This window comes from Flavobacteriaceae bacterium, assembly GCA_003443635.1.
In the GTDB taxonomy this organism is placed as follows: Bacteria; Bacteroidota; Bacteroidia; order Flavobacteriales; family Flavobacteriaceae; genus AU392.
Map to the genome: position 1 here is coordinate 1,224,035 of CP031964.1, position 20,270 is coordinate 1,244,304.

The window sequence follows — 20,270 nt, forward strand, 5'->3', positions numbered from 1 at the left end:
GCATCAAAGCTATGGAAAAAAATCTTATGTTGTATTTTTGAAAATGAAAAAATGAGAATGAAACAAATAATTTATCTTTTTTTAATACTCTTTATTTCTGGTTGTGGACCGGAAAAACGCCCCATTCAGGGAGAAACGGAATACCAACGTAAAGTAAATGCCGATTTTAAAGATGCTTCTAAATCGCCTTTAAAAAAGAAAGATAGGGAGAATTTTACAGGATTAGATTTTTTTAAGTTTGATGAATCTTATATAATTTCGGCTCAATTAGAACGAACTCCTAATACTGAGTTTTTTGAAATGCCAACAACCACAGGCGAAATATCTCGAGAACGTGTTTATGGAATTTTAAAGTTTGAATTAAAAGGAAAAGTATACCAACTTGAAGTTTATCAAGGTGAAGAATTAATGGCTACTGAAGGGTTTGAAGATTATTTATTTTTACCATTTATAGACGATACTAATGGAGAAACTACATATGGAGGTGGCCGTTATATTGAATTGAGGGTTCCAGATGGTGATATTATAGAAATTGATTTTAATAAGGCTTATAACCCTTATTGTGCTTATAACGAAAAGTTTTCTTGCCCTATTGTACCAAGAGTTAATTATTTGCCTCTAAAGATTGAAGCAGGGATAAAAGCTTTTAAGAAGAGTTAAATGCTTTTTGCTAAAAATAATCCTAAGAATACTGCTAAAAAAGCAACGACAAAACTACCAATAGTATAGAAAGCAAAATTGGTAAAATCTCCATTTTTTAAAAATACATGATTTTCATATGCAAAAGTAGAAAACGTAGTGAAACCACCACAGAAACCAGTTGCTAGAAGTAAGGTTTGATTTTGTGATAAAGTTTCGTTTTTTGCTGCAAAACCTAAGATAATTCCAATAATAAGGCTTCCTAAAATATTTGCAGTAAACGTACCCCAGGGAATTCCTGTTTCTGTACTATTTAAATATTTTCCAATAATATAACGTAGTGTACTGCCAAAACCACCACCTATAAAAACAAGTAAAAGTTGTTTCATCTGTTTAAATAATATTGTTTTTATCTATCAGATGTAATTCGTTATTAAACATCTCGAATGATGAAAACTTAATCATTATGACTCATTTCATAAAAGCCTATTCTTTGATTGGTATATAAATTTCGGTCAACCAATCTGCTGGATTTGGATATTGCCCTGGGTCATTAGCATATACTTCAAAAGGCTTTATAGCATCATTTATAACTAAATTATTTCTCTCTATATATGTATATACTTCTTGCCAAGCTATACCTAAGTTATTGTAATTTCCTTTAAAAGTAGCCTTCAAAGCTTTTGTTTTTGGAATATAACCACATAGTATTTGGTTATCTCCTTCAATAGTGATTTTTTCTTTTACAGGAATGGCATTACTCATAATAACATTACCATTTTCTAAATCATTCTCTAAATAAATAGTAAATGGACCTCCACTAGGTAATATTTGCTTATCAGTCATGTAGCTTACTAAATGTCCATATTGTTCACCCATAAGTTCACTTATGTTTGCAGCAGAGGCAGATGTGGTTTTATATAAATGAAACCCGCCACCATATTCTGTTGTTCCATTAATTTCAACACTATATTTTTTTGTGCTTTCAACAACAATACTATCCAGCTTTTCGAGGCCTCGTTCAAAATTTGGCCCAATCATTTTGTCAAAACCACCAGAAAAAGCAGCAAAAGCTTTAAGTATAAATGGAACTTTATCTGATGTCATTTTCCAAATCACTTTAGTACTATTGTTATCAGAAGGTTCAAAAAACCAATTCACTTTTGAAGGTTCAAAATCGTCAAACTGCATTTCTTGTTCTATAGATACATTAGGGGTTGTCGATAAAATTTTCATTTTGCCAGTTCCATCTTTATCCATCCAAGAAAAAGAACCTCCTATTCCTGCTGTTTGATCAGAATAACTAAATGTAGTTGTTGGATCTTTCTCTTTCCAAGAAGACCAATCCTCCCAATTTTTAAAATCAATAACATTACTGTATACAACTGCAGGAGCAACATTTATAGTACGTGAACGTGTAACCTCGTAACTATTAGGTTGTACTGAAATATAAATTGCAGTACCAATAATTAGAATTAAAAGAAAGAAAAATATGTATTTTAAAGACTTCATAATTGATAGGGAATTATATCAAATATAATCAATTTATGATTTACGTCTTATTCCAATACAATAATTTAAGATAGAGCGAATGAAAAAACTTTTTAAATAGTATGTTTATTAAACACGCCTCTTTTTGTTAACACTTAGTATTAGCAAAATGAAATTTAGTATTATAAGTGCAGATATGATAATTAGTAATGTCATTTTATAGCTATTTAATATATAACAGTTAAGTATGCAATTTTCCTACCCAGCAGTTATTTTTAAATGAAAATCTTACCCAATAAAAAACCCTCATTAATTAATGAGGGCTTTAAAATAGCTGGATTTTTAATTAACTCTCATAATTGATTAATAGCGTTTTGCCAGTTATTTGTTTGTTGGCTCATTTTGCTTAGTTTCTGAAATAGAGAAACCAATATTTATACCTACTCCTAACCAAGGTTTTCGATCAAATATCCAATTTACTTCTCTATCACTATTACCTAGATGATCCCAACCGTACTGTAAACCTAAATTAACACTTTTAGTAAAATGAATAACAAGTCCTCCCGAAATACTAAATGCACTAGCTGTTCGATTATCTTCTCCAATTAAATCACTATTTTCAGGATTTAAACTTACTGTAGCCAAGCCTATACCTAAAGTTGGTTCAATTAACCATTTATCATCAAGTTTTCTACTTATTCTAATTTGCCCTCCAATATTCATTCCTAAGTTTACATTTTGTTCAAAATCAAATTCATCTCCAAATCTTAATTTAAAGGGAACTGTAAAAAAACCTGCTCTAACACCTTTAAAACGTTTATAATAATCATATCGAGTTGTGTAGTTATTAAAATCTTCAATAGATAACTCATGAGTTTTTATATCTGTTGTATCAATATCAATATTGAATATTTCTTGTAATTCTTTGTTAAAATTATTCAAGTTTGATTTAAAAGAACTTTCCTCTACTATATTTATGTTTTTAGAAAATAAATTATTAATACTATCTGTCATTAATTTTATTGAATTCTGACTTGAGGAAAGTATTGAATCTAACTTATCTTTTTTAGTTACATAATAATATCTATTATTCAAAGGCTTAGTATTTGAATCTGTACCAACAAACTTGTAATAAATAAATTTTACAATACTATCATCAACTTTAATAACTTTTATTTTATGACCAGGTTTAAATTGGATAGATTTCTTACTATTATAAACTGGTCCAGCAAACTTATAGTTTGTACCAACTTCTTGAGAATAGCTTAATAAGCATTTAAATATAAAAAAAATTAAAAGTAGCTTTTTCATAATTACTGGTTTTAGTTATTCAAACCTAGTAATTATGAAAAAGTGAAGGAATACCTAATTCAAGGTATATTTAAAATTGGTATTTTTTTTCTAAAGCATAACGCATTAATTCACCTTTGCCTTGAAGCCCTAGAATACGGATCATATTTTTACGGTGTGTATCTACCGTATAAACACCTATAAACAATTCGTCAGCAATTTCACGAGACGTTTTGCCTTGAGCGATGAGGTTTAGAATTTCTATTTGACGTTTAGTCAACACCCCTTTTTTCTTTATGTTACCATTAGATTTAGTATCTACATTAATATTAGAGTCAAAATAAGTATCGCCTTTATATACAGATCTAACAGCGTTTAATACTTCACTTAATGGGGAATTTTTAAGGATATACCCGTTAGCTCCTGCACCCAACATTTGTTGTATGGCATCTTCTTGATCAAACATGGTAAAGGCTAATACTTTAATTTCAGGATGTTCTTTTTTAATGATTTTTGTAGCAGCAATACCATCTAGTTTTGGCATACGGATATCTGTAATGACCACACTTACATGTTTCTTTTTAATAATATCTAGTAAACCCTCACCATTATTAGCTGTACCTACAATACTAATATCCTCTTCGTATTCTAGTAAGAGTTTGATACCATCTATAAGTGATTGATGGTCTTCGGCGATGGCTAGTCGTATCATACAGGTAAATCTATAATTATAGTTGTTCCTTTATTAGGTTCAGACTCTATGGTTAATGTACCTTCCAAATGTTCAACGCGTTTGTCAATACTACTAATACCCATACCTTTTTTAGATTTTGTAATTTGAGAGGGATTGAACCCTTTACCATTATCTTCGACCATAATATTTAAAGTGCTATTATGATTAGTCAAGTGTATAGTAGTTTCAGTAGCTTCAGCATGTTTAATAACATTAGTAATTAACTCTTGTATAATTCTAAAAATAGTGAGCTCTAAGCTGTTTTCTAAACGATGTTCTAAGCTATGATCTACGACATCGATCTGTATTTTATTAGATGCAGAAACTTTTTTAGCCATTTGTTGTACGGCTTTTAATAAGCCTTGTTTCGCAATAACGCCTGAGTTTTTAGCATGTGCCACAGTTCGTACTTTTTGATACGCTTCTTCTATAAGTGTATTGGTTTTATCAAATAAATCTGGTGACTCGTTATCTTGTAAAGCATTAAAATGGAGTTTTACATTGGCCATTAAGCCACCTAAATCATCATGCAAATCATTAGCAATACGCTGTCGTTCTTTTTCCTGACCTTCTATCATGGCATCAATGGCCGTGAGTTCTTGTTCTTTTAAAACGCTTGCTAATTTTTGAGATTCTAAAACTTTTTCTTGCTCAGCAAGTTTTTGTTTGCGTTTTGTGTTTTTTTGGATTAAAAAGGCTATTATAGAAATAAATATAATTATTAATGTAGAACCAATCCACAGATTTTTATTTCTACGCTCTGTCTTTTCAATATTATTTTCTAATTGAATATTTTCTTTTTCTTTTTCACTTACCTCATATTTAGTTTGTAATTCTGCTATATTTTTACTTTCATTAATTTTGCTAATGCTATCACTATAAGTTTTATGAAGTTCTAAATAATGCAATGTAGAATCAATTTCTCCCTCTTCTTTATATATATAATACAAATCTTTATATAAATTATTTGTGATATGTAATTTTCTTGAAGGTAAATCCTTTTTTAGGCTATCTAATTTATATAACCATTCTTTCGTCTTCTTTAAATTATTTTCGTATAAATATGTTCTTGAAATATTGTAAATATTTGTGGCTTGCAATAATATATTATTTGGGCAAGCACATATTTTAATCGCTTTTGTGTAATAATATCTAGCTGAATCTTGTATTCTATTATATTCGGCATAAATTAACCCTTTGTGTAAAAGAGCATTAATTAACATGACTTTATTATTAGTTTTATTAGAAAGACGGATGTTTTGCTCAAACTCTTTTAAAGCTTTTTCACCATTTCCATTATAGTGATAATGTTTTCCCAGTGTATTATGGTAACTATTGGAGAAATAATCATTCTTTAATGAATCTTTGATTTTTGTATAAACCTCAATCCAATCTTCAATTTTTTCTTTATATTTATTTTCGCTATATATTAGTAGCACTCTTTGGTAGAGTAGATTAATATAATAAGGATCTATTTTAATTCTAGATATATTTTTTGCATCAAAGTAATTTTCTAATGCTTTACCATAATCTTTATTCACTTCATGTAAATACCCTTTCCATAAATAATATTGGAATAATTGATTTTTAGGAGTTTTATTATTAAATAATTTTTGAGCTTTGTTTAGCCAAAATAAAGCAGAATCTTTTTCAAAGTTAATTGCGTAAGTTTTTCCAATAAAAATTGAATAATGAATCTTTGAGCTATCTTTTTTATATTGTTTTAATATAATCTGCTTTGCAGGTTTATATTTCATATTCAAAAACTTGCTTTCGGCTAAATCATATATGGAATCATTTTTTTGTAACGCGTAGTTATTAAATGTAAGGAGTAATGAAATAAATAAAATAATAAATCTCAACTAATGGGTTATTTAAATGATTAGTGTTAAAGATATGAAAGTATTTTTAACACTAATCATATAATTAATTGCCTCCTCCTGGTGGAATTGTACAACTGTCACCAGATTCAACAGTTTGTTCTTGTTTTTGCTTTTCCAATACTTCTTTTCCTCTACAGGGGATAGATCGCAGTTTACCGTCAGAATTATATTTGAACCTAGGGGTTTTATCATCAAAAAGAGGGTAATTTTCCAATTCACAATTACCTTCACTATTAGGTTCTCCAACGTTTTTAACTTTAACTTGGATTAATTCTAGATTTTCAATAGGAATATCTTTCATAATAAAGTTAAAAAATTTAAACATATCTTTTTCAGAACCTTCTTTGTATTCTAATTCAAATGTGATTATCGTAATTCTATTATTCAAATTTTTATGCATTTTAACGCTTGCCTTATAAGGATCTTCTTTTGATTTAACAGGAATGGTAATTCTTAAATCGAAAAATTTTCTAGGATCTTCATGAGGCATTGTATAAGCCGTCTCATGTTGTGGTTGAAGATAAAATGGTCCATCATTCATAATTAAAGGATTTTATAGTTATTTATTAGTATTTAATTTATGTTTATAAATATGTTTGGTGTATTTGTTTAATCCTTTTTATATTAAAGGATTAAACAAATACACCAAAACAAAAACTGCGATGGCTCCAGAAGTGCTAATAGTTGGTTCTTTTTCTAAAAGAGACATATTATTAGATTCTTCATTACCATTTGCATTAGTACGCATCAGTTGATCACCATTAGGCTTATGGTTTAAAGAAATCATACCAGGAATTGAGATGCTTATCGAAGCAGCAGCAAGTGCTGTAAGTACACGATAAAACCAAAAGTGTGGATCATTTTCAAAATTAAGATCCATTTTTCGAGTAATAATCATAATTACTGCAAAAGCAATAATGCCAAATAAAAACATAGTGACAGGTGAGATTAATTTTTTCATTATAATGATGGTTAAAGATTAATTAACAATGCAAATATGTTATAATGCACTACTTGAAAACATACCCATTACTAGGTAAATTCATGCCTTTAAGATAAGAAAAAGATTAATATATCAGAAAATTCGGATAAATGAAGAATTATCCAAGTACAAATTTAATCGCCACAATCATCCCTAAGAAAGCGATAAAAGCCAATAAAACCCATAAACTTCCTTTGTAATAACGGCGATGTAATTTTAGATCTTTTCGATACACAAAAATCATTAAAATTATAAATACGATAGCAAAAATTATCCCGAATATTATTTGTCCTTTACTAAACATATTTATGTATTTTTAAACTCGATTTTTAGCAATCCAAAAATAACAATAATATGTAGTATTGGATTTATAAATAATAAATAAATATAAATGAAAAACAAAATAGAAGCAGTAAAAGCATTTCATACTGCATTTAAAATAGGACATAGAGAAACTCCAAAAGCAGATTTAGGCATTGATAAAAACACATTGCGTTTTAACTTAATGAAAGAAGAAAATGAAGAATATTTTGAAGCCGCGAATGCTAATGATTTGGTTGAAGTGGCAGATGCACTAGGAGATATGTTATACATATTATGTGGTACAATTATAGAACATGGAATGCAACACAAAATAGAAGAAGTGTTTAATGAGATCCAACGTAGTAATATGAGCAAATTAGGAGCTGATGGGCAACCTATTTATCGCGAAGATGGTAAAGTACTTAAAGGACCAGATTACTTTAAGCCAAATATTAAAACCATATTAGAGTCATAAAAAAAGAGAAGCATTTGCTTCTCTTTTTTTGTTAAATTTTATATCTCCAATTATGAGAATCGACATCAATATTGTATTGAATGTTTAAAAGTTTTTCTTTAAGCATATCTGCATAAGAATGTTCTTGTTTTGGTAATTCAAAAATTTCTTTACCGTGTTTGAAAGCAGAAATTGGACTGATTACTGCAGCAGTACCAGCACCAAACATTTCTTTTAATTCTCCATTTCTGGCAGCTTCTTTAATTTCGTTAACGCTTACACGTCTTACTTCAACTTTTATGTTATTGTCTTTAGCAATTTGTATCACACTTTTACGAGTAACACCATCTAAAATACGATCATTATTAGGTGCCGTTAATAGAGTATTTCCAACTCTAAAAAATACGTTCATTGTACCTGCTTCTTCTAAATATTCGTGAGTACTAGCATCTGTCCAAACTACTTGTTGATATCCTTCTTTATTTGCCAATGCAGTTGGATAAAATTGCGAAGCATAATTACCAGCTGCTTTTGCGAAACCAACACCACCATCGGCAGAGCGACTGTATTTTTGTGCGAATAAAACTCTAACATCTCCTTTATAATAGGAGCTTGCAGGAGAACAAATAATCATAAATTTATATACTTGAGCTGGAGCTGCAGATAAAGCAGGTTCTGTCGCAATAACAAACGGACGTAAATAAAGTGAATTTCCAATCCCTTTTTTAATCCAATCACGCTCTAAGTCTATAAGTTTGTTTAAACCTTCAAAAAAGATACCTTCAGGTAATTCAGGCATTGCTAAACGAACAGCAGACTTATTTAATCTTTTAAAATTCTCGTCAGGACGAAATAACCAAATACCATCATTATCATCTCTATAAGCTTTCATTCCTTCAAAAATTGCTTGACCATAATGAAATACACGAGCAGCAGGACTTAAAGTTAAAGGGTGATATGGTGATATTTTAAGATTTTTCCATTCTCCATCAACATAATCACATTCAAACATATGATCTGTAAAAAGTTCTCCAAACCCTAAATTATTGAAATCAATAGTATCGATTTTTGAAGATGAAACCTCTTGAATGTCTGTGATATGCCTAGAATTATTGCTCATTGCTGTATTTTAATTTTTTGCAAAGCTAAGAAATTAAACCCTTTCAAAAATCCAATGTTTTCTTAAAAAAGAATATCTTTATGACTCATAATTTTAATATAATTAATATGACACGAGCTATATTTTTAATGCTAACAGTCTGCCTGTTAGTTTCATGTAATAAAAAAGTTAATGAAAGCACAGATTCTAAATATTTAGCTTTTGGAAATAAAATAAATTTAGAATCTGCGATCTCTATAAATGAAATGAAACAAAAATATTCTGAACTTCAATTAGGAGATACTATATATACTAAAACCACTGGAGTTATTAAAGATGTATGTTCTGCTAAAGGATGTTGGATGACCATAGATATTGGTAATGATGAAGAGATTATGGTAAAGTTTAAAGACTATGGTTTTTTTATGCCTTTAGATGCAAAAGGCGAAGTCACTATTAATGGTAAAGCTTTTGTAAATGAAGTCTCTATTGATGAATTACAGCATTATGCTAAAGATTCAGGTAAAAGTGAAGAGGAGATTCAAACGATTTCTAAATCAAAAAAAGTATTTTCATTTGAAGCAGATGGAGTATTGTTAAAACAATAGTTTGAAACGAAATATAATAACAACATCAGATGGATCTAAAACCATTCAGATAGAAGAATGGGATGAGCAATATCATTCTAAACATGGTGCGATACAAGAAGCAAATCATGTGTTTATAAAACACGGACTATCGTATTACTCTGAAAATATTTTAGAATTAAATAAGGATATTTCAATTTTAGAAATTGGATTTGGCACTGGTCTTAATGCGTTTATAACTTTATTAAAAAGTGAGAATTTAAATGTAAATTATGTAGGAGTAGAAGCCTACCCTATATCTAAAGAAGAAACTAAAGCACTTAATTATGCAGAATTAATTTCTTTTGAAAATTTAGAAATATTTAAAAAACTTCATGATTCAAGTTGGGAAGTACAAAATAACATCACTTCAAATTTTAAATTAACCAAACGGAAACAATTTTTTTCTGATATTAAGGATAAAGATAAGTTTAATATCATTTATTTTGATGCTTTTGGGGCCAGAGTACAGCCAGAACTCTGGACTGAAGAAATTTTTAAGATAATGTATGAAGCACTCAAGTTGAAAGGAGTTTTAGTGACATATTCAGCAAAAGGAAGTGTAAGACGTGCTATGCAAAGCGTGGGGTTTACAGTCGAGAAATTAGAAGGCCCTCCTGGAAAAAGAGAAATGTTACGCGCTCAAAAAGAAGCGTAACATTAGAGTTTTCTTAAATACTTGGAGTTACTAAAATATGAAAATACTTATAACAGGAGCAACAGGCTTAATAGGGTCAGAAATTATACAGCAATGTCATAAAACTAATATTGGTGTACATTATTTAACGACGCGTAAACAAAAACTTCAATCAGAAGTAAATTCCAAAGGGTTTTACTGGAATCCAAAAAATAAAGAAATCGATATAACTTGTTTTGAGGGAGTTGATGTAATTATAAACTTAGCAGGCTCTACAATTGCTAAACGTTGGACCAAAACTTATAAAAAAGAAATCCTTGACAGTAGGGTTAATGGACTTGAGTTATTAAAGCACACCATTCAACAAAATAGAATTAAAATAAAACAACTTATTTCTGCAAGTGCAATAGGTATTTACCCAGATTCGTTAACTAATATTTATACCGAAGACTATCCAGAGTGCTCTAAAAGCTTTTTAGGACAAGTTGTTGAGCAATGGGAACGTGCAGCAGATACTTTTTCAGAATTAGATATTGTCGTTTCTAAGATTAGAATAGGCTTGGTGTTAGCTTCGAACAAAGGAGCATTGCCTAAAATTGTACTACCTATAAAAATTGGACTAGGATCAGCTTTTGGAAATGGAAAGCAATGGCAATCATGGATTCATGTATCCGATTTAGCAAACTTGTTTTTACATGTTTTACACTATGAATTGGAAGGAGTTTATAATGGAGTTGCTCCAGAAGCAATAACTAACTCTGAAATGACAAAAACCATCGCCAAAACCTTAAAAAAGCCATTGTTACTACCTAATACCCCTAAAGTTATAATGAAATTAATATTAGGAGAAATGCACATTTTGTTGTTTGAAAGTCAAAAAATTAACTCTAATAAAATTGAGGGAAAAGGTTTTGTTTTTGAATATAAAACTTTAGAAAATGCTTTAGAAAATTTACTTTAAATATACATTAGTTATTAGTTGTGATACTGTAGGGTGATCATTTCCACCTGCAGGTTCAATAGTGATATTTAAAGATTCTGCATTTTCAATATAAGTCATGGCTAGCATTTTATTCTCTTTATTTATAATTCCCATATCAATCATTTCGCCATCAACATCTGCCCACATTTGATAATCCTTAGAGTTATCTAATTTTGGTAATCTTTCAGTGTTAATAATCACAGATTTATTTTTATGATTTACATAACTTATCACAGTAGTTTTAGGTGATTTTTCGTTTCCTTTAAGTATATATTTCTCTGAGTCTGGGCTATTAATTATGTAATACCATTTGTTAACTTCTGCTAGGTTGTTATTGGTGTTTTCAATATTATCGTTTAGCTTTAAATTATCTTCTTGTACTATTTTTAATTCATTTTTTAATTCGCTCAATTGAGACGCTAACCAAATAGAACCTAATAACAAAAATGCAGCGATACTGGCAGCAATTTTAAAATATAACTGAAAACCATTTGATTTTTTATTAGAAACTGTTTTAGAATTTGTATTTGAAGTAATGGAAGTTAATAATTTCTCTTTTATTAAAGAAGGAGGTGTAATAGTGTTTTCAAAAGCTAAGGTTTCAAAATCGGATTCAAGTTTTTCAAAATATGTTTTTAATTCAGTATCAGAATTTAAAACCTGATCAACCTGTAATTGTTCTGATGCGCTTAGCTCTCCTAACAAATACTGCTCTAGTATTGCGTTTTCTAATATCGTTTTCTTATCCATCATCTTACAACTTCTATTAAAGCTAATAAAAAAGCTAATGTTTTTGAATATAAGCTTTGCAATTTTTTTAAAGCTTGTTTTATATATGATTTAAAAGTACCTAAAGGTACTTCCATTTCTATATGTGCTTCTCGATGTGTCAATCCATTAAAATATACTAATTCAAGTGCTCTTTGATGATGCTTTTCCAGAAGTTTTATGGAACCGTTAAGCTTTAAATATTCTGAATCTATATTAATTTCATTTTCTTTATTAGTATATACACTTAAATCCTCATTTTGGATGAGTTCTTGAGGCTTTCTTAAAAAATTTAATGTTTTGTTTTTAGCAATACGATATGCCCAAGTATAAAAACGTCCTTTATCTGGATTATATTGATAAGATTTATCCCAGATTGTCATAAATGTTTCTTGTAATAAATCTTGAGCCTGAGCTTCATCTTTACACATTCTTAAAATAACACCATATATAGCACCAGAATATTTATCGTATAACTGAGATAAAGCTAACTCTTTCTTTGCTTGTAATTGTATTATAAGTGCCTTATCGCTATTCATTAAAATGTTAAAAGTTTCTCAAATTTATAAAAAAAACAAACACTGCTCATCCAAAAGATAAAAACCTGTGTAGATAATATTGAAAGCGCTAAACAAATTAGTTGCTGTGTAAAAAATTAAACAAACAAATCATGAAAAAAGTATTATTTATTTTAACAACAGTAGTAATGTTAATATTTAGTCAGAGAACATCTGCTCAAAAGACAATTGTAGATATAGCGGTAGGGAATGAAAATTTCTCAACCTTAGTTACTGCTCTAAAAGCAGCAGATTTAGTAAGTGCTTTACAAAGTGACGGGCCATTTACAGTGTTTGCTCCTGTAAATAGTGCATTTGCAAAAATAGATTCTAATACTCTAGAATCATTATTAAAGACAGAAAACAAAAAGATATTGTCAAATGTTTTAACGTATCATGTAATATCCGGACAATTAAAAGCAAAAGATGTTATTACTGCTCTAAAAAAAGGAAAAGGAAAAGTAGAAGTCAAGATGTTAAATGGTCAAGAATTAACTGTAGTACAGAAGAATGGGAAAATATTGCTAAAAGACCAAAATGGAAATTATAGTGAAATTATTAAAACTGATATAGCTGGCTCTAATGGAGTGATACATATTATTGATACTGTAGTTATGCCTAAATAAATTTATGGATTGACTAATAGTTGGTTAGTAGCAAAATTGCTATGAAAAAAGCCTCACTAATTTAATTAGTGAGGTTTTACTTTTTTTATTAAATAATAAAATTATGCTTTTTTAGCAACAACATTAATTTTTAATTCTACTTCGTCGCTAATAAACTTATCTCCTAAATTATCGAAGAAAGATTTAGACCCATATCTTACATTCCACTTAGAGCGATCAATAATAAAAGTTTCACTAGTAATAATAACAGTGTCTTCATTACTTTTTACTGTAATAGGAAAACTAATAGCGTTTGTTTTATCTTTTATTGTAAGATTACCAATTAACATTGTTTTACCTGTTCTGTTATTGATTCCAGTAACTACAAATTTAGCATTAGGAAATTTTTCAATATCAAAAAAATCATCACTTTTTAAATGCCCTTCTAAACGAGTGTTACCATCAGCATCTTTAAGAGATGACATGTCCATAGTAAAAGTTCCAGACGATATTGCATTACCTTCTGCCTTAAATGTACCATTAGATAATTTAATAGTTCCGTTATGAGTACCAGTAGGTTTAGATCCTTTCCATTCAATAGAAGAAGCTGTAATATCTACAATGTATTCTGATGCAAATTCATTTTCTACTAAAGCTTTAGCTTCTGTAGAGTTGTTTTCAATTTTGGTATCGCTGTTTTTAAAACTAACAATAGCAATAACTACTGTTGCAAACGCGAAAATATTTAAAACTTTCTTTTTCATTTTATGTGTTCTTTAGTGTTAGAACAAAAGTAAAGATTTGTGAAATCGAGAATGTTAAAAAATAAATAAATTATTTAATGACATTTTGACATTTTAATAATAATGGCAGTACTTTTGCCAACTTTAATTTAAGAATAAATTACATAGAAATAGCAATGAGCAAAAAAGCTAAAAAAGAAGATATAATTGAAGAGCAAATTGAAGTTCAACAGGAAGAAATACAACAAGAGGTTGAAGAGTTATCTGTAGAAGAACAACTTCAAGGAGAGTTACAACAAGAAAAAGATAAGTTTTTACGTCTATTTGCAGAATTCGAAAACTATAAAAAACGTACAACAAAAGAACGTATAGAGTTATTTAAAACTGCAAGTCAGGATGTAATGATATCTTTATTGCCAATTTTGGATGATTTTGAACGTGCTTTAAATCATATAGAAGACGATAAAGAAGCTGAAGATTTACGAAAAGGAGTGATGCTAATCTATCAGAAATTTTTATCTACTTTAAAAGCAAAGGGATTAGAAGTTGTAGAGGTGAAGTCAGGTGACGCATTTAATGCAGATAATCATGAAGCAGTTACTCAGATTCCAGCACCTAATGATGACATGAAAGGAAAGGTTATAGATGTTATTGAAAAAGGATATACTTTAGGTGAAAAAGTAATTCGCTTTCCAAAAGTGGTAATTGGTCAATAAATATAGAAGAATTTTAATTAGTAATTTATTTTATAAATAATTACAAAATAATATACCTGTGAAGGAAGATTTTTACGAAGTACTAGGAATAAATAAAGGAGCTACTCCTGCAGAAATAAAGAAAGCTTATCGAAAAATGGCTTTAAAGTATCATCCAGATAAAAATCCAGATGATAAAGCAGCAGAAGAGAAATTTAAAAAAGCAGCAGAAGCATATGAAGTTCTTAGTGATGAAAATAAAAAAGCACGCTACGACCAGTTTGGTCACCAAGCCTTTGAAGGCGGTGGTGGCTTTGGTGGTGGCGGTATGAATATGGATGACATATTTAGCCAATTTGGTGATATCTTTGGTGGTGGTTTTGGCGGTGGATTTAGTGGTTTTGGTGGCGGCGGCTCCAGACAGCGTATGGTAAAAGGTAGTAACTTACGTATTAGAGTAACACTTACGTTGGAAGAAATTGCTAATGGTGTTGAGAAAAAAATAAAAGTAAAACGAAAAAAACAAGCTGCAGATACTACTTATAAAACATGCTCAACTTGTAATGGTAGCGGTCAGGTTACAAGAATAACAAATACTATTTTAGGAAGAATGCAGACAGCTTCACCTTGTAATACTTGTGGTGGTGCTGGACAAATGATAGATAAAAAACCAGCAAATGCTGATGCGCATGGATTGATTCAGGCTGAAGAAACAGTATCTATAAAAATCCCTGCAGGCGTTGTTGATGGGATGCAACTTAAAGTTTCCGGTAAAGGAAATGAAGCTCCGGGTAATGGAATTTCTGGAGATTTACTAGTAGCTATTCAGGAAGAAGACCATCCAACATTACAGCGTGAAGGTGATAATTTACATTACGATTTGTACATAAGTGTTCCTGATGCTATTTTGGGAGCTTCAAAAGAAATAGATGCAGTAACTGGCAAAGTTCGTATTAAAGTTGAAGCAGGTGTGCAATCAGGAAAAATTTTACGTTTACGAGGAAAAGGAATCCCAAGTGTTAATGGATATGGTCGTGGTGATTTGTTGGTGCATATTAACGTTTGGACACCAAAAACACTTAATAAAGAACAAAAACAATTCTTTGAGAAAATGCAAAATGAAGAGCATTTTAATCCAAAACCTGAAAGTAGCGATAAATCGTTTTTTGAGAAGGTTAAAGATATGTTTTCTTAAAGAAAGACTAAATTCATCGGTTTTATTTCCTTAAAAGCTTAATGATATGTTATATTATTAGATATCTCTAATAAATTTTAATTATAGTATCATAAAAAATAGTATCTTTGAAGACGTTGCTAGCTTTGTTAGCAACAATTTTTCTTTTTCATAGCAATTTTTCCCATCCTTAAATTTTAAGGGTGGGTTTTGTTTTTATAGCAATTACCAATAAAAGACTTTTTATTGCTGTAACATTTAATATCTTTACCACACTTATACAAAAAACTATTAAATGAACAACTTATTGGTTGCTGAAGCAGTCTCTAAAAATTTTGGAAATTTTAGAGCGCTGAATGACGTTTCAATTACAGTTCCTGAAGGAAGTATATTTGGACTCTTAGGCCCTAATGGAGCTGGAAAAACAACACTTATTAGAATTATTAATCAAATTACAATGCCAGATACAGGCAAAGTATTTTTAGATAATTCACCATTACAAGCACATCATATTAAAGATATTGGATACCTACCTGAAGAACGTGGACTTTATAAGTCTATGAAAGTAGGGGAGCAAGCACTGTATTTAGCACAATTAAAAGGTTTGTCTAAAGCTGAAGCTAAAAAGCGTCTTAAATATTGGTTCGAAAAATTTGAAATTGAAGATTGGTGGGGGAAAAAGATTCAAGAACTATCAAAAGGGATGGCTCAAAAAATACAATTTATTGTAACAGTACTCCATCAACCTAAATTATTAATCTTTGATGAACCTTTTTCTGGTTTCGATCCAATAAATGCTAATTTGATTAAAGATGAGATATTGCAATTGAGAGATGAAGGTGCTACGGTCATTTTTTCTACACATCGTATGGAATCTGTTGAAGAGTTATGTGATCATATTGCACTTATACATCAATCTAATAAAGTGTTAGATGGTAAATTGGTAGATATTAAAAGAGAATATAAAACTAATGCGTTCGAAGTTGGATTAGTTACGGAGAATGAGAATAAATTAAGAGAAGTTATAGAAGGGAAATTTGAAGTATCTCCAGCAGATTTCAAATCATTAAATAATGATTTAAAATTAAACATAAAACTTAAAACTGGTGAAACTTCTAATGATTTACTGTCATTTTTAACTCAAAAGGCGGAAGTAAATCATTTTAATGAATTAATACCTACTGTAAACGACATCTTTATTCAAACCGTTAAAAACAACTAATGATGAATCATTTAAAACTAATCATAAAGCGAGAGTATTTAACGAAAGTAAAAAATAAGTCATTCATTATTATGACGTTTTTAAGCCCTATAATAATGATAGTTTTGCTATCTGTTGTGGGCTATTTATCGCAACTAAATAATAATAAAGAACGTACAATTTCTATTTTAGATGAATCGGGTTTAGTTAGTACAATCTTTAAAGATACAGAGAACATTACATATAATGTTTTATCTAATGAGAGTTTAGATGAAGCTAAAAAAATGGTTCAAGAAAAAGAAGAATATGGGTTGTTACATATATCGCCTACAACTGATGCTGATAAAGTAGCAGAAAAGATTAAATTTTACTCTAAAGATACACCTTCACTCTCTTTGATTTCTAATTTAGAAAATAAATTAGAAAAGAGATTAACCGACTTAAAGTTAGAGCAAGGTGGTGTAGATGTGAGCATGATCGAAGCTTCCAAAACATCGGTTAATATTGCTCAAGAAAGTTATGAGGGACAAAAAACTTCTAAAGTAGATAATATTGTAAAACTTGCATTTGGAGGTATTGCAGGATATTTATTATTTATGTTCATCATCATATATGGTAATATGATTATGCGAAGTGTAATTGAAGAAAAAACAAGTAGAATTATTGAAGTGATTATTTCTTCTGTTAAACCTATTCAATTAATGATGGGAAAGATTATAGGAACATCTTTAGCTGGAATTACACAATTTGTAATATGGGTAGTTTTAGGGGGCATACTATTGGCTGTTGTTTCTGCAGTTTTTGGAATAAATTTAGCAGAAGTTCAGACACCACAGCAAGAATTAGTTAATCAAGCAGTTAATTCATCAGAAATGCAGCTTATAGCTCAAAATATGATAACATCTATATCTAATCTTCCGCTGTTAAATTTAATTATAGCGTTTTTGTTTTTCTTTATCGGAGGTTACTTATTGTATAGTTCACTTTATGCAGCTATTGGAGCCGCGGTAGATAACGAAACAGATTCACAGCAATTTATGATGCCAATATTGATACCATTAATTTTAGGAGTATATGTTGGTATATTTACAGTTATTGAAGATCCTCATGGAACAGTATCAACAATATTCTCGTTTATACCTTTTACCTCACCTGTGGTAATGTTAATGCGTATACCGTTTGGAGTTCCAATATGGCAACAATTAGTTTCGTTTGCATTACTTGTAGGAACATTTATGTTTACTGTTTGGTTTGCAGCAAAAATTTATCGTGTAGGGATATTAATGTATGGTAAAAAAGTAAGCTATAAAGAATTGTTTAAATGGTTGAAATATTAATATGACTCAAGGTTTAGATAAAATAAGTGATACAATAACAGAAAGCTCAGCTTGGATGAAATTTGTTGACTTTTTGAATACGCCTTTATATAAAGGCGATAACATTGAAATAAAAATAAAGACTGTAATCTTACTTACAATAACTTTATTAGTCACACATATTGTATTACGCTCTATCAGAATCTTAGCTACTAAAAAGCTTCAGGAAAATGACAAAAACCGTTTTAAAACTGTATTTACATTTTTAAAATATATTATTTTTTCTGTAGTAATTATTTCAACTTTAGATAGTTCAGGAGTAAAAATTACGGCACTCTTAGCTGCATCTACAGCATTATTTGTTGGTATTGGTTTGGGAATGCAAAAGTTATTTCAGGATATTATTTCTGGAGTGTTTATTTTGTTGGATAAAACAGTTACAGTTAACGATATTATTGAAATAGATAAAAAAGTAGGTAAAGTAACCGAAGTTAATTTAAGAACTACCAAAGCAATTACTAATGATGATAAAATTTTAGTAATACCCAATCATAAATTTTTAAATGAAACCCTATATAATTGGACTCAGAATAATGTTACAACAAGAGAGTTTGTAAGTGTGGGAGTTGCTTATGGCACAGATGTTGATTTCGTGAAAGCGTTATTATTAGGTATTGCAGTACAAGAAAAAGCTATATTAAATGAACCAGAGCCAAATGTGTTTTTTGAAGATTTTGGAGAAAGTTCGTTAAATTTTAGATTGTATTTTTATATTTCTGATAGCTTTAACGTTCCGTTAATTAAAAGTGATTTACGTTATAAAATATATAATACTTTTAAAGAAAATAATATTGAAATTCCATTTCCACAGAGAGATGTACATTTATATAATAAATAAATTAGAAGATAGAGGATGTCAAAAATATTAGTGATAGAAGATGAATCGGCAATTAGAAGAGTATTAGTTAAAATACTTTCTGAAGAAAATGATACTTATGAATTAGATGAAGCTGAAGATGGTTTAGTTGGTATTGATAAGATTAAAAAAGACGATTTCGATTTAGTGCTTTGTGATATAAAAATGCCTAAAATGGATGGTGTAGAAGTTCTAGAAGCTGTAAAAAAAATAAAACCAGAAATACCTATGATAATGATATCTGGGCATGGTGATTTAGATACAGCTGTAAACACAATGCGTTTAGGAGCATTTGATTATATATCGAAACCACCAGATTTAAATAGGTTATTAAATACTGTAAGAAATGCGTTAGACAGAAAAGAACTTGTTGTAGAAAATAAACTTTTAAAGAAAAGAGTTAGTAAAAACTATGAAATGATTGGAGATAGTAAATCTATTTCCCAGATAAAAGAAATTATAGATAAAGTAGCTCCTACAGATGCAAGAGTGTTAATTACAGGACCTAATGGAACAGGTAAAGAATTAGTAGCACATTGGTTACATCAAAAAAGTGAACGCTCTAAAGGAGCAATGATAGAGGTAAATTGTGCTGCTATACCAAGTGAGTTAATTGAAAGTGAATTATTTGGCCATGTAAAAGGAGCTTTTACTTCGGCAAATAAAGATAGAGCAGGGAAATTTGAAGCAGCAAATGGAGGGACTATTTTTCTTGATGAAATAGGAGATATGAGTCTTTCTGCTCAGGCAAAAGTATTACGGGCATTACAAGAAAGTCGTATACAGCGTGTTGGTAGTGATAAAGATATTAAAGTGAATGTTAGAGTTGTAGCCGCAACAAATAAAAATTTACAAAAAGAAATTAAAGAAGGAAGATTTAGAGAAGATTTATATCATAGGCTTGCAGTAATTTTAATTAAGGTACCAGCATTAAATGATAGACGTGAAGATATTCCTTTATTAATTAATTATTTTGCTTCTAAAATTGCTAATGAACAAGGAACCATCCAAAAAACATTTTCTACAAAAGCTACTAAATTACTTCAAGAATATGATTGGACAGGTAATATTAGAGAGTTACGTAATGTTGTAGAACGATTAATTATTTTAGGAGAAAAAGAAGTTAGTGAAACAGACGTAAAATTGTTTGCTTCTAAATAAATTATTTAATCTATT

Annotated in this window: 24 protein-coding genes; 12 read left to right on the forward strand and 12 right to left on the reverse strand. The window is 29.5% G+C overall.

What is annotated here, in order from left to right; genetic code table 11:
• Positions 1 to 57 precede the first annotated feature (57 nt).
• Positions 58 to 660, forward strand: coding sequence for a DUF1684 domain-containing protein (locus D1817_05515; protein AXT19347.1), 603 nt, complete (start codon positions 58 to 60; stop codon positions 658 to 660).
• Here the strand turns inward: D1817_05515 and crcB are convergent.
• The 8 genes from crcB to D1817_05555 form a co-directional block, all read right to left on the reverse strand.
• Positions 657 to 1,028 (reverse strand): fluoride efflux transporter CrcB, encoded by a 372-nt coding sequence (gene crcB / locus D1817_05520; GenBank protein AXT19348.1) that lies wholly within the window; start codon positions 1,026 to 1,028, stop codon positions 657 to 659. The two genes, D1817_05515 and crcB, sit on opposite strands and share 4 nt — an antisense overlap.
• 97 nt (positions 1,029 to 1,125) lie before the next feature.
• Positions 1,126 to 2,151 carry a transcription activator effector-binding protein gene (locus D1817_05525; protein ID AXT19349.1) on the reverse strand — a complete coding sequence of 342 codons (1,026 nt, stop codon included), beginning with the start codon at positions 2,149 to 2,151 and terminating at the stop codon, positions 1,126 to 1,128.
• 360 nt (positions 2,152 to 2,511) lie between these two features.
• The gene (locus D1817_05530) at positions 2,512 to 3,441 is read right to left on the reverse strand and encodes a hypothetical protein (protein AXT19350.1); all 930 of its coding nucleotides are present in this window, start codon (positions 3,439 to 3,441) and stop codon (positions 2,512 to 2,514) included.
• 70 nt (positions 3,442 to 3,511) lie between these two features.
• Positions 3,512 to 4,132 carry a DNA-binding response regulator gene (locus D1817_05535; GenBank protein ID AXT19351.1) on the reverse strand — a complete coding sequence of 207 codons (621 nt, stop codon included), beginning with the start codon at positions 4,130 to 4,132 and terminating at the stop codon, positions 3,512 to 3,514.
• A complete protein-coding gene (locus D1817_05540; GenBank protein AXT19352.1) occupies positions 4,129 to 5,910 on the reverse strand; it encodes a hypothetical protein in 1,782 nt (593 codons plus the stop codon). Before D1817_05540 ends, D1817_05535 begins: the two co-directional genes overlap by 4 nt.
• A gap of 169 nt (positions 5,911 to 6,079) precedes the next feature.
• Positions 6,080 to 6,577 carry a hypothetical protein gene (locus D1817_05545; protein ID AXT19353.1) on the reverse strand — a complete coding sequence of 166 codons (498 nt, stop codon included), beginning with the start codon at positions 6,575 to 6,577 and terminating at the stop codon, positions 6,080 to 6,082.
• 78 nt (positions 6,578 to 6,655) lie between these two features.
• A complete protein-coding gene (locus tag D1817_05550; GenBank protein AXT19354.1) occupies positions 6,656 to 6,997 on the reverse strand; it encodes a hypothetical protein in 342 nt (113 codons plus the stop codon).
• Positions 6,998 to 7,136: 139 nt separating this feature from the next.
• Entirely contained in the window at positions 7,137 to 7,322 is a 186-nt protein-coding gene (locus D1817_05555; GenBank protein AXT19355.1) for a hypothetical protein, read from the reverse strand.
• Between the two features lie 87 nt (positions 7,323 to 7,409).
• On the opposite strand from D1817_05555, the gene D1817_05560 reads away from it, so the two are divergent.
• The gene (locus D1817_05560) at positions 7,410 to 7,796 is read left to right on the forward strand and encodes a hypothetical protein (GenBank protein ID AXT19356.1); all 387 of its coding nucleotides are present in this window, start codon (positions 7,410 to 7,412) and stop codon (positions 7,794 to 7,796) included.
• 31 nt (positions 7,797 to 7,827) lie between these two features.
• Here the strand turns inward: D1817_05560 and D1817_05565 are convergent, their stop codons facing one another.
• Complete coding sequence (locus D1817_05565) at positions 7,828 to 8,895, reverse strand: branched-chain amino acid aminotransferase (GenBank protein ID AXT19357.1); 1,068 nt, start codon at positions 8,893 to 8,895, stop codon at positions 7,828 to 7,830.
• A 107-nt stretch (positions 8,896 to 9,002) separates the two neighbouring features.
• Between D1817_05565 and D1817_05570 the strand changes: the two genes are divergently transcribed.
• Genes D1817_05570 through D1817_05580 form a run of 3 tightly spaced genes read left to right on the forward strand, consistent with a single transcriptional unit; the run spans position 9,003 to position 11,098 of the window.
• Positions 9,003 to 9,482: a DUF4920 domain-containing protein gene (locus tag D1817_05570; GenBank protein AXT21234.1), complete on the forward strand. Its 480-nt coding sequence runs from the start codon at positions 9,003 to 9,005 to the stop codon at positions 9,480 to 9,482.
• A 1-nt stretch (position 9,483) separates the two neighbouring features.
• Positions 9,484 to 10,158: an SAM-dependent methyltransferase gene (locus D1817_05575; protein ID AXT19358.1), complete on the forward strand. Its 675-nt coding sequence runs from the start codon at positions 9,484 to 9,486 to the stop codon at positions 10,156 to 10,158.
• Between the two features lie 37 nt (positions 10,159 to 10,195).
• The gene (locus D1817_05580) at positions 10,196 to 11,098 is read left to right on the forward strand and encodes a TIGR01777 family protein (GenBank protein ID AXT19359.1); all 903 of its coding nucleotides are present in this window, start codon (positions 10,196 to 10,198) and stop codon (positions 11,096 to 11,098) included.
• Here the strand turns inward: D1817_05580 and D1817_05585 are convergent.
• Both D1817_05585 and D1817_05590 read right to left on the reverse strand, forming a co-directional pair.
• A complete protein-coding gene (locus D1817_05585; protein ID AXT19360.1) occupies positions 11,090 to 11,872 on the reverse strand; it encodes a hypothetical protein in 783 nt (260 codons plus the stop codon). The genes D1817_05580 and D1817_05585 overlap by 9 nt on opposite strands.
• A complete protein-coding gene (locus D1817_05590; protein ID AXT19361.1) occupies positions 11,869 to 12,426 on the reverse strand; it encodes an RNA polymerase sigma factor in 558 nt (185 codons plus the stop codon). Before D1817_05590 ends, D1817_05585 begins: the two co-directional genes overlap by 4 nt.
• A 131-nt stretch (positions 12,427 to 12,557) precedes the next feature.
• Here D1817_05590 and D1817_05595 point away from each other — a divergent pair, with 131 nt between their 5' ends.
• Positions 12,558 to 13,070: a fasciclin domain-containing protein gene (locus D1817_05595; protein ID AXT19362.1), complete on the forward strand. Its 513-nt coding sequence runs from the start codon at positions 12,558 to 12,560 to the stop codon at positions 13,068 to 13,070.
• A gap of 101 nt (positions 13,071 to 13,171) precedes the next feature.
• Here the strand turns inward: D1817_05595 and D1817_05600 are convergent, their stop codons facing one another.
• Entirely contained in the window at positions 13,172 to 13,813 is a 642-nt protein-coding gene (locus D1817_05600; protein ID AXT19363.1) for a YceI family protein, read from the reverse strand.
• A 155-nt stretch (positions 13,814 to 13,968) separates the two neighbouring features.
• Here D1817_05600 and D1817_05605 point away from each other — a divergent pair, with 155 nt between their 5' ends.
• The 6 genes from D1817_05605 (at position 13,969) to D1817_05630 (ending at position 20,255) form a co-directional block, all read left to right on the forward strand.
• Positions 13,969 to 14,508 carry a nucleotide exchange factor GrpE gene (locus D1817_05605; GenBank protein AXT19364.1) on the forward strand — a complete coding sequence of 180 codons (540 nt, stop codon included), beginning with the start codon at positions 13,969 to 13,971 and terminating at the stop codon, positions 14,506 to 14,508.
• Between the two features lie 58 nt (positions 14,509 to 14,566).
• Positions 14,567 to 15,682, forward strand: a complete 1,116-nt coding sequence (gene dnaJ / locus D1817_05610) for a molecular chaperone DnaJ (GenBank protein AXT19365.1) — start codon at positions 14,567 to 14,569, stop codon at positions 15,680 to 15,682.
• A 274-nt stretch (positions 15,683 to 15,956) separates the two neighbouring features.
• Positions 15,957 to 16,883 carry an ATP-binding cassette domain-containing protein gene (locus tag D1817_05615; GenBank protein AXT19366.1) on the forward strand — a complete coding sequence of 309 codons (927 nt, stop codon included), beginning with the start codon at positions 15,957 to 15,959 and terminating at the stop codon, positions 16,881 to 16,883.
• Between the two features lie 2 nt (positions 16,884 to 16,885).
• A complete protein-coding gene (locus tag D1817_05620; protein ID AXT19367.1) occupies positions 16,886 to 18,199 on the forward strand; it encodes an ABC transporter permease in 1,314 nt (437 codons plus the stop codon).
• Between the two features lies 1 nt (position 18,200).
• A complete protein-coding gene (locus tag D1817_05625) occupies positions 18,201 to 19,076 on the forward strand; it encodes a mechanosensitive ion channel protein MscS (protein AXT19368.1) in 876 nt (291 codons plus the stop codon).
• 15 nt (positions 19,077 to 19,091) lie between these two features.
• On the forward strand, positions 19,092 to 20,255 hold the full coding sequence (locus tag D1817_05630; GenBank protein ID AXT19369.1) for a sigma-54-dependent Fis family transcriptional regulator: 1,164 nt from the start codon (positions 19,092 to 19,094) through the stop codon (positions 20,253 to 20,255).
• Positions 20,256 to 20,270 lie beyond the last annotated feature (15 nt).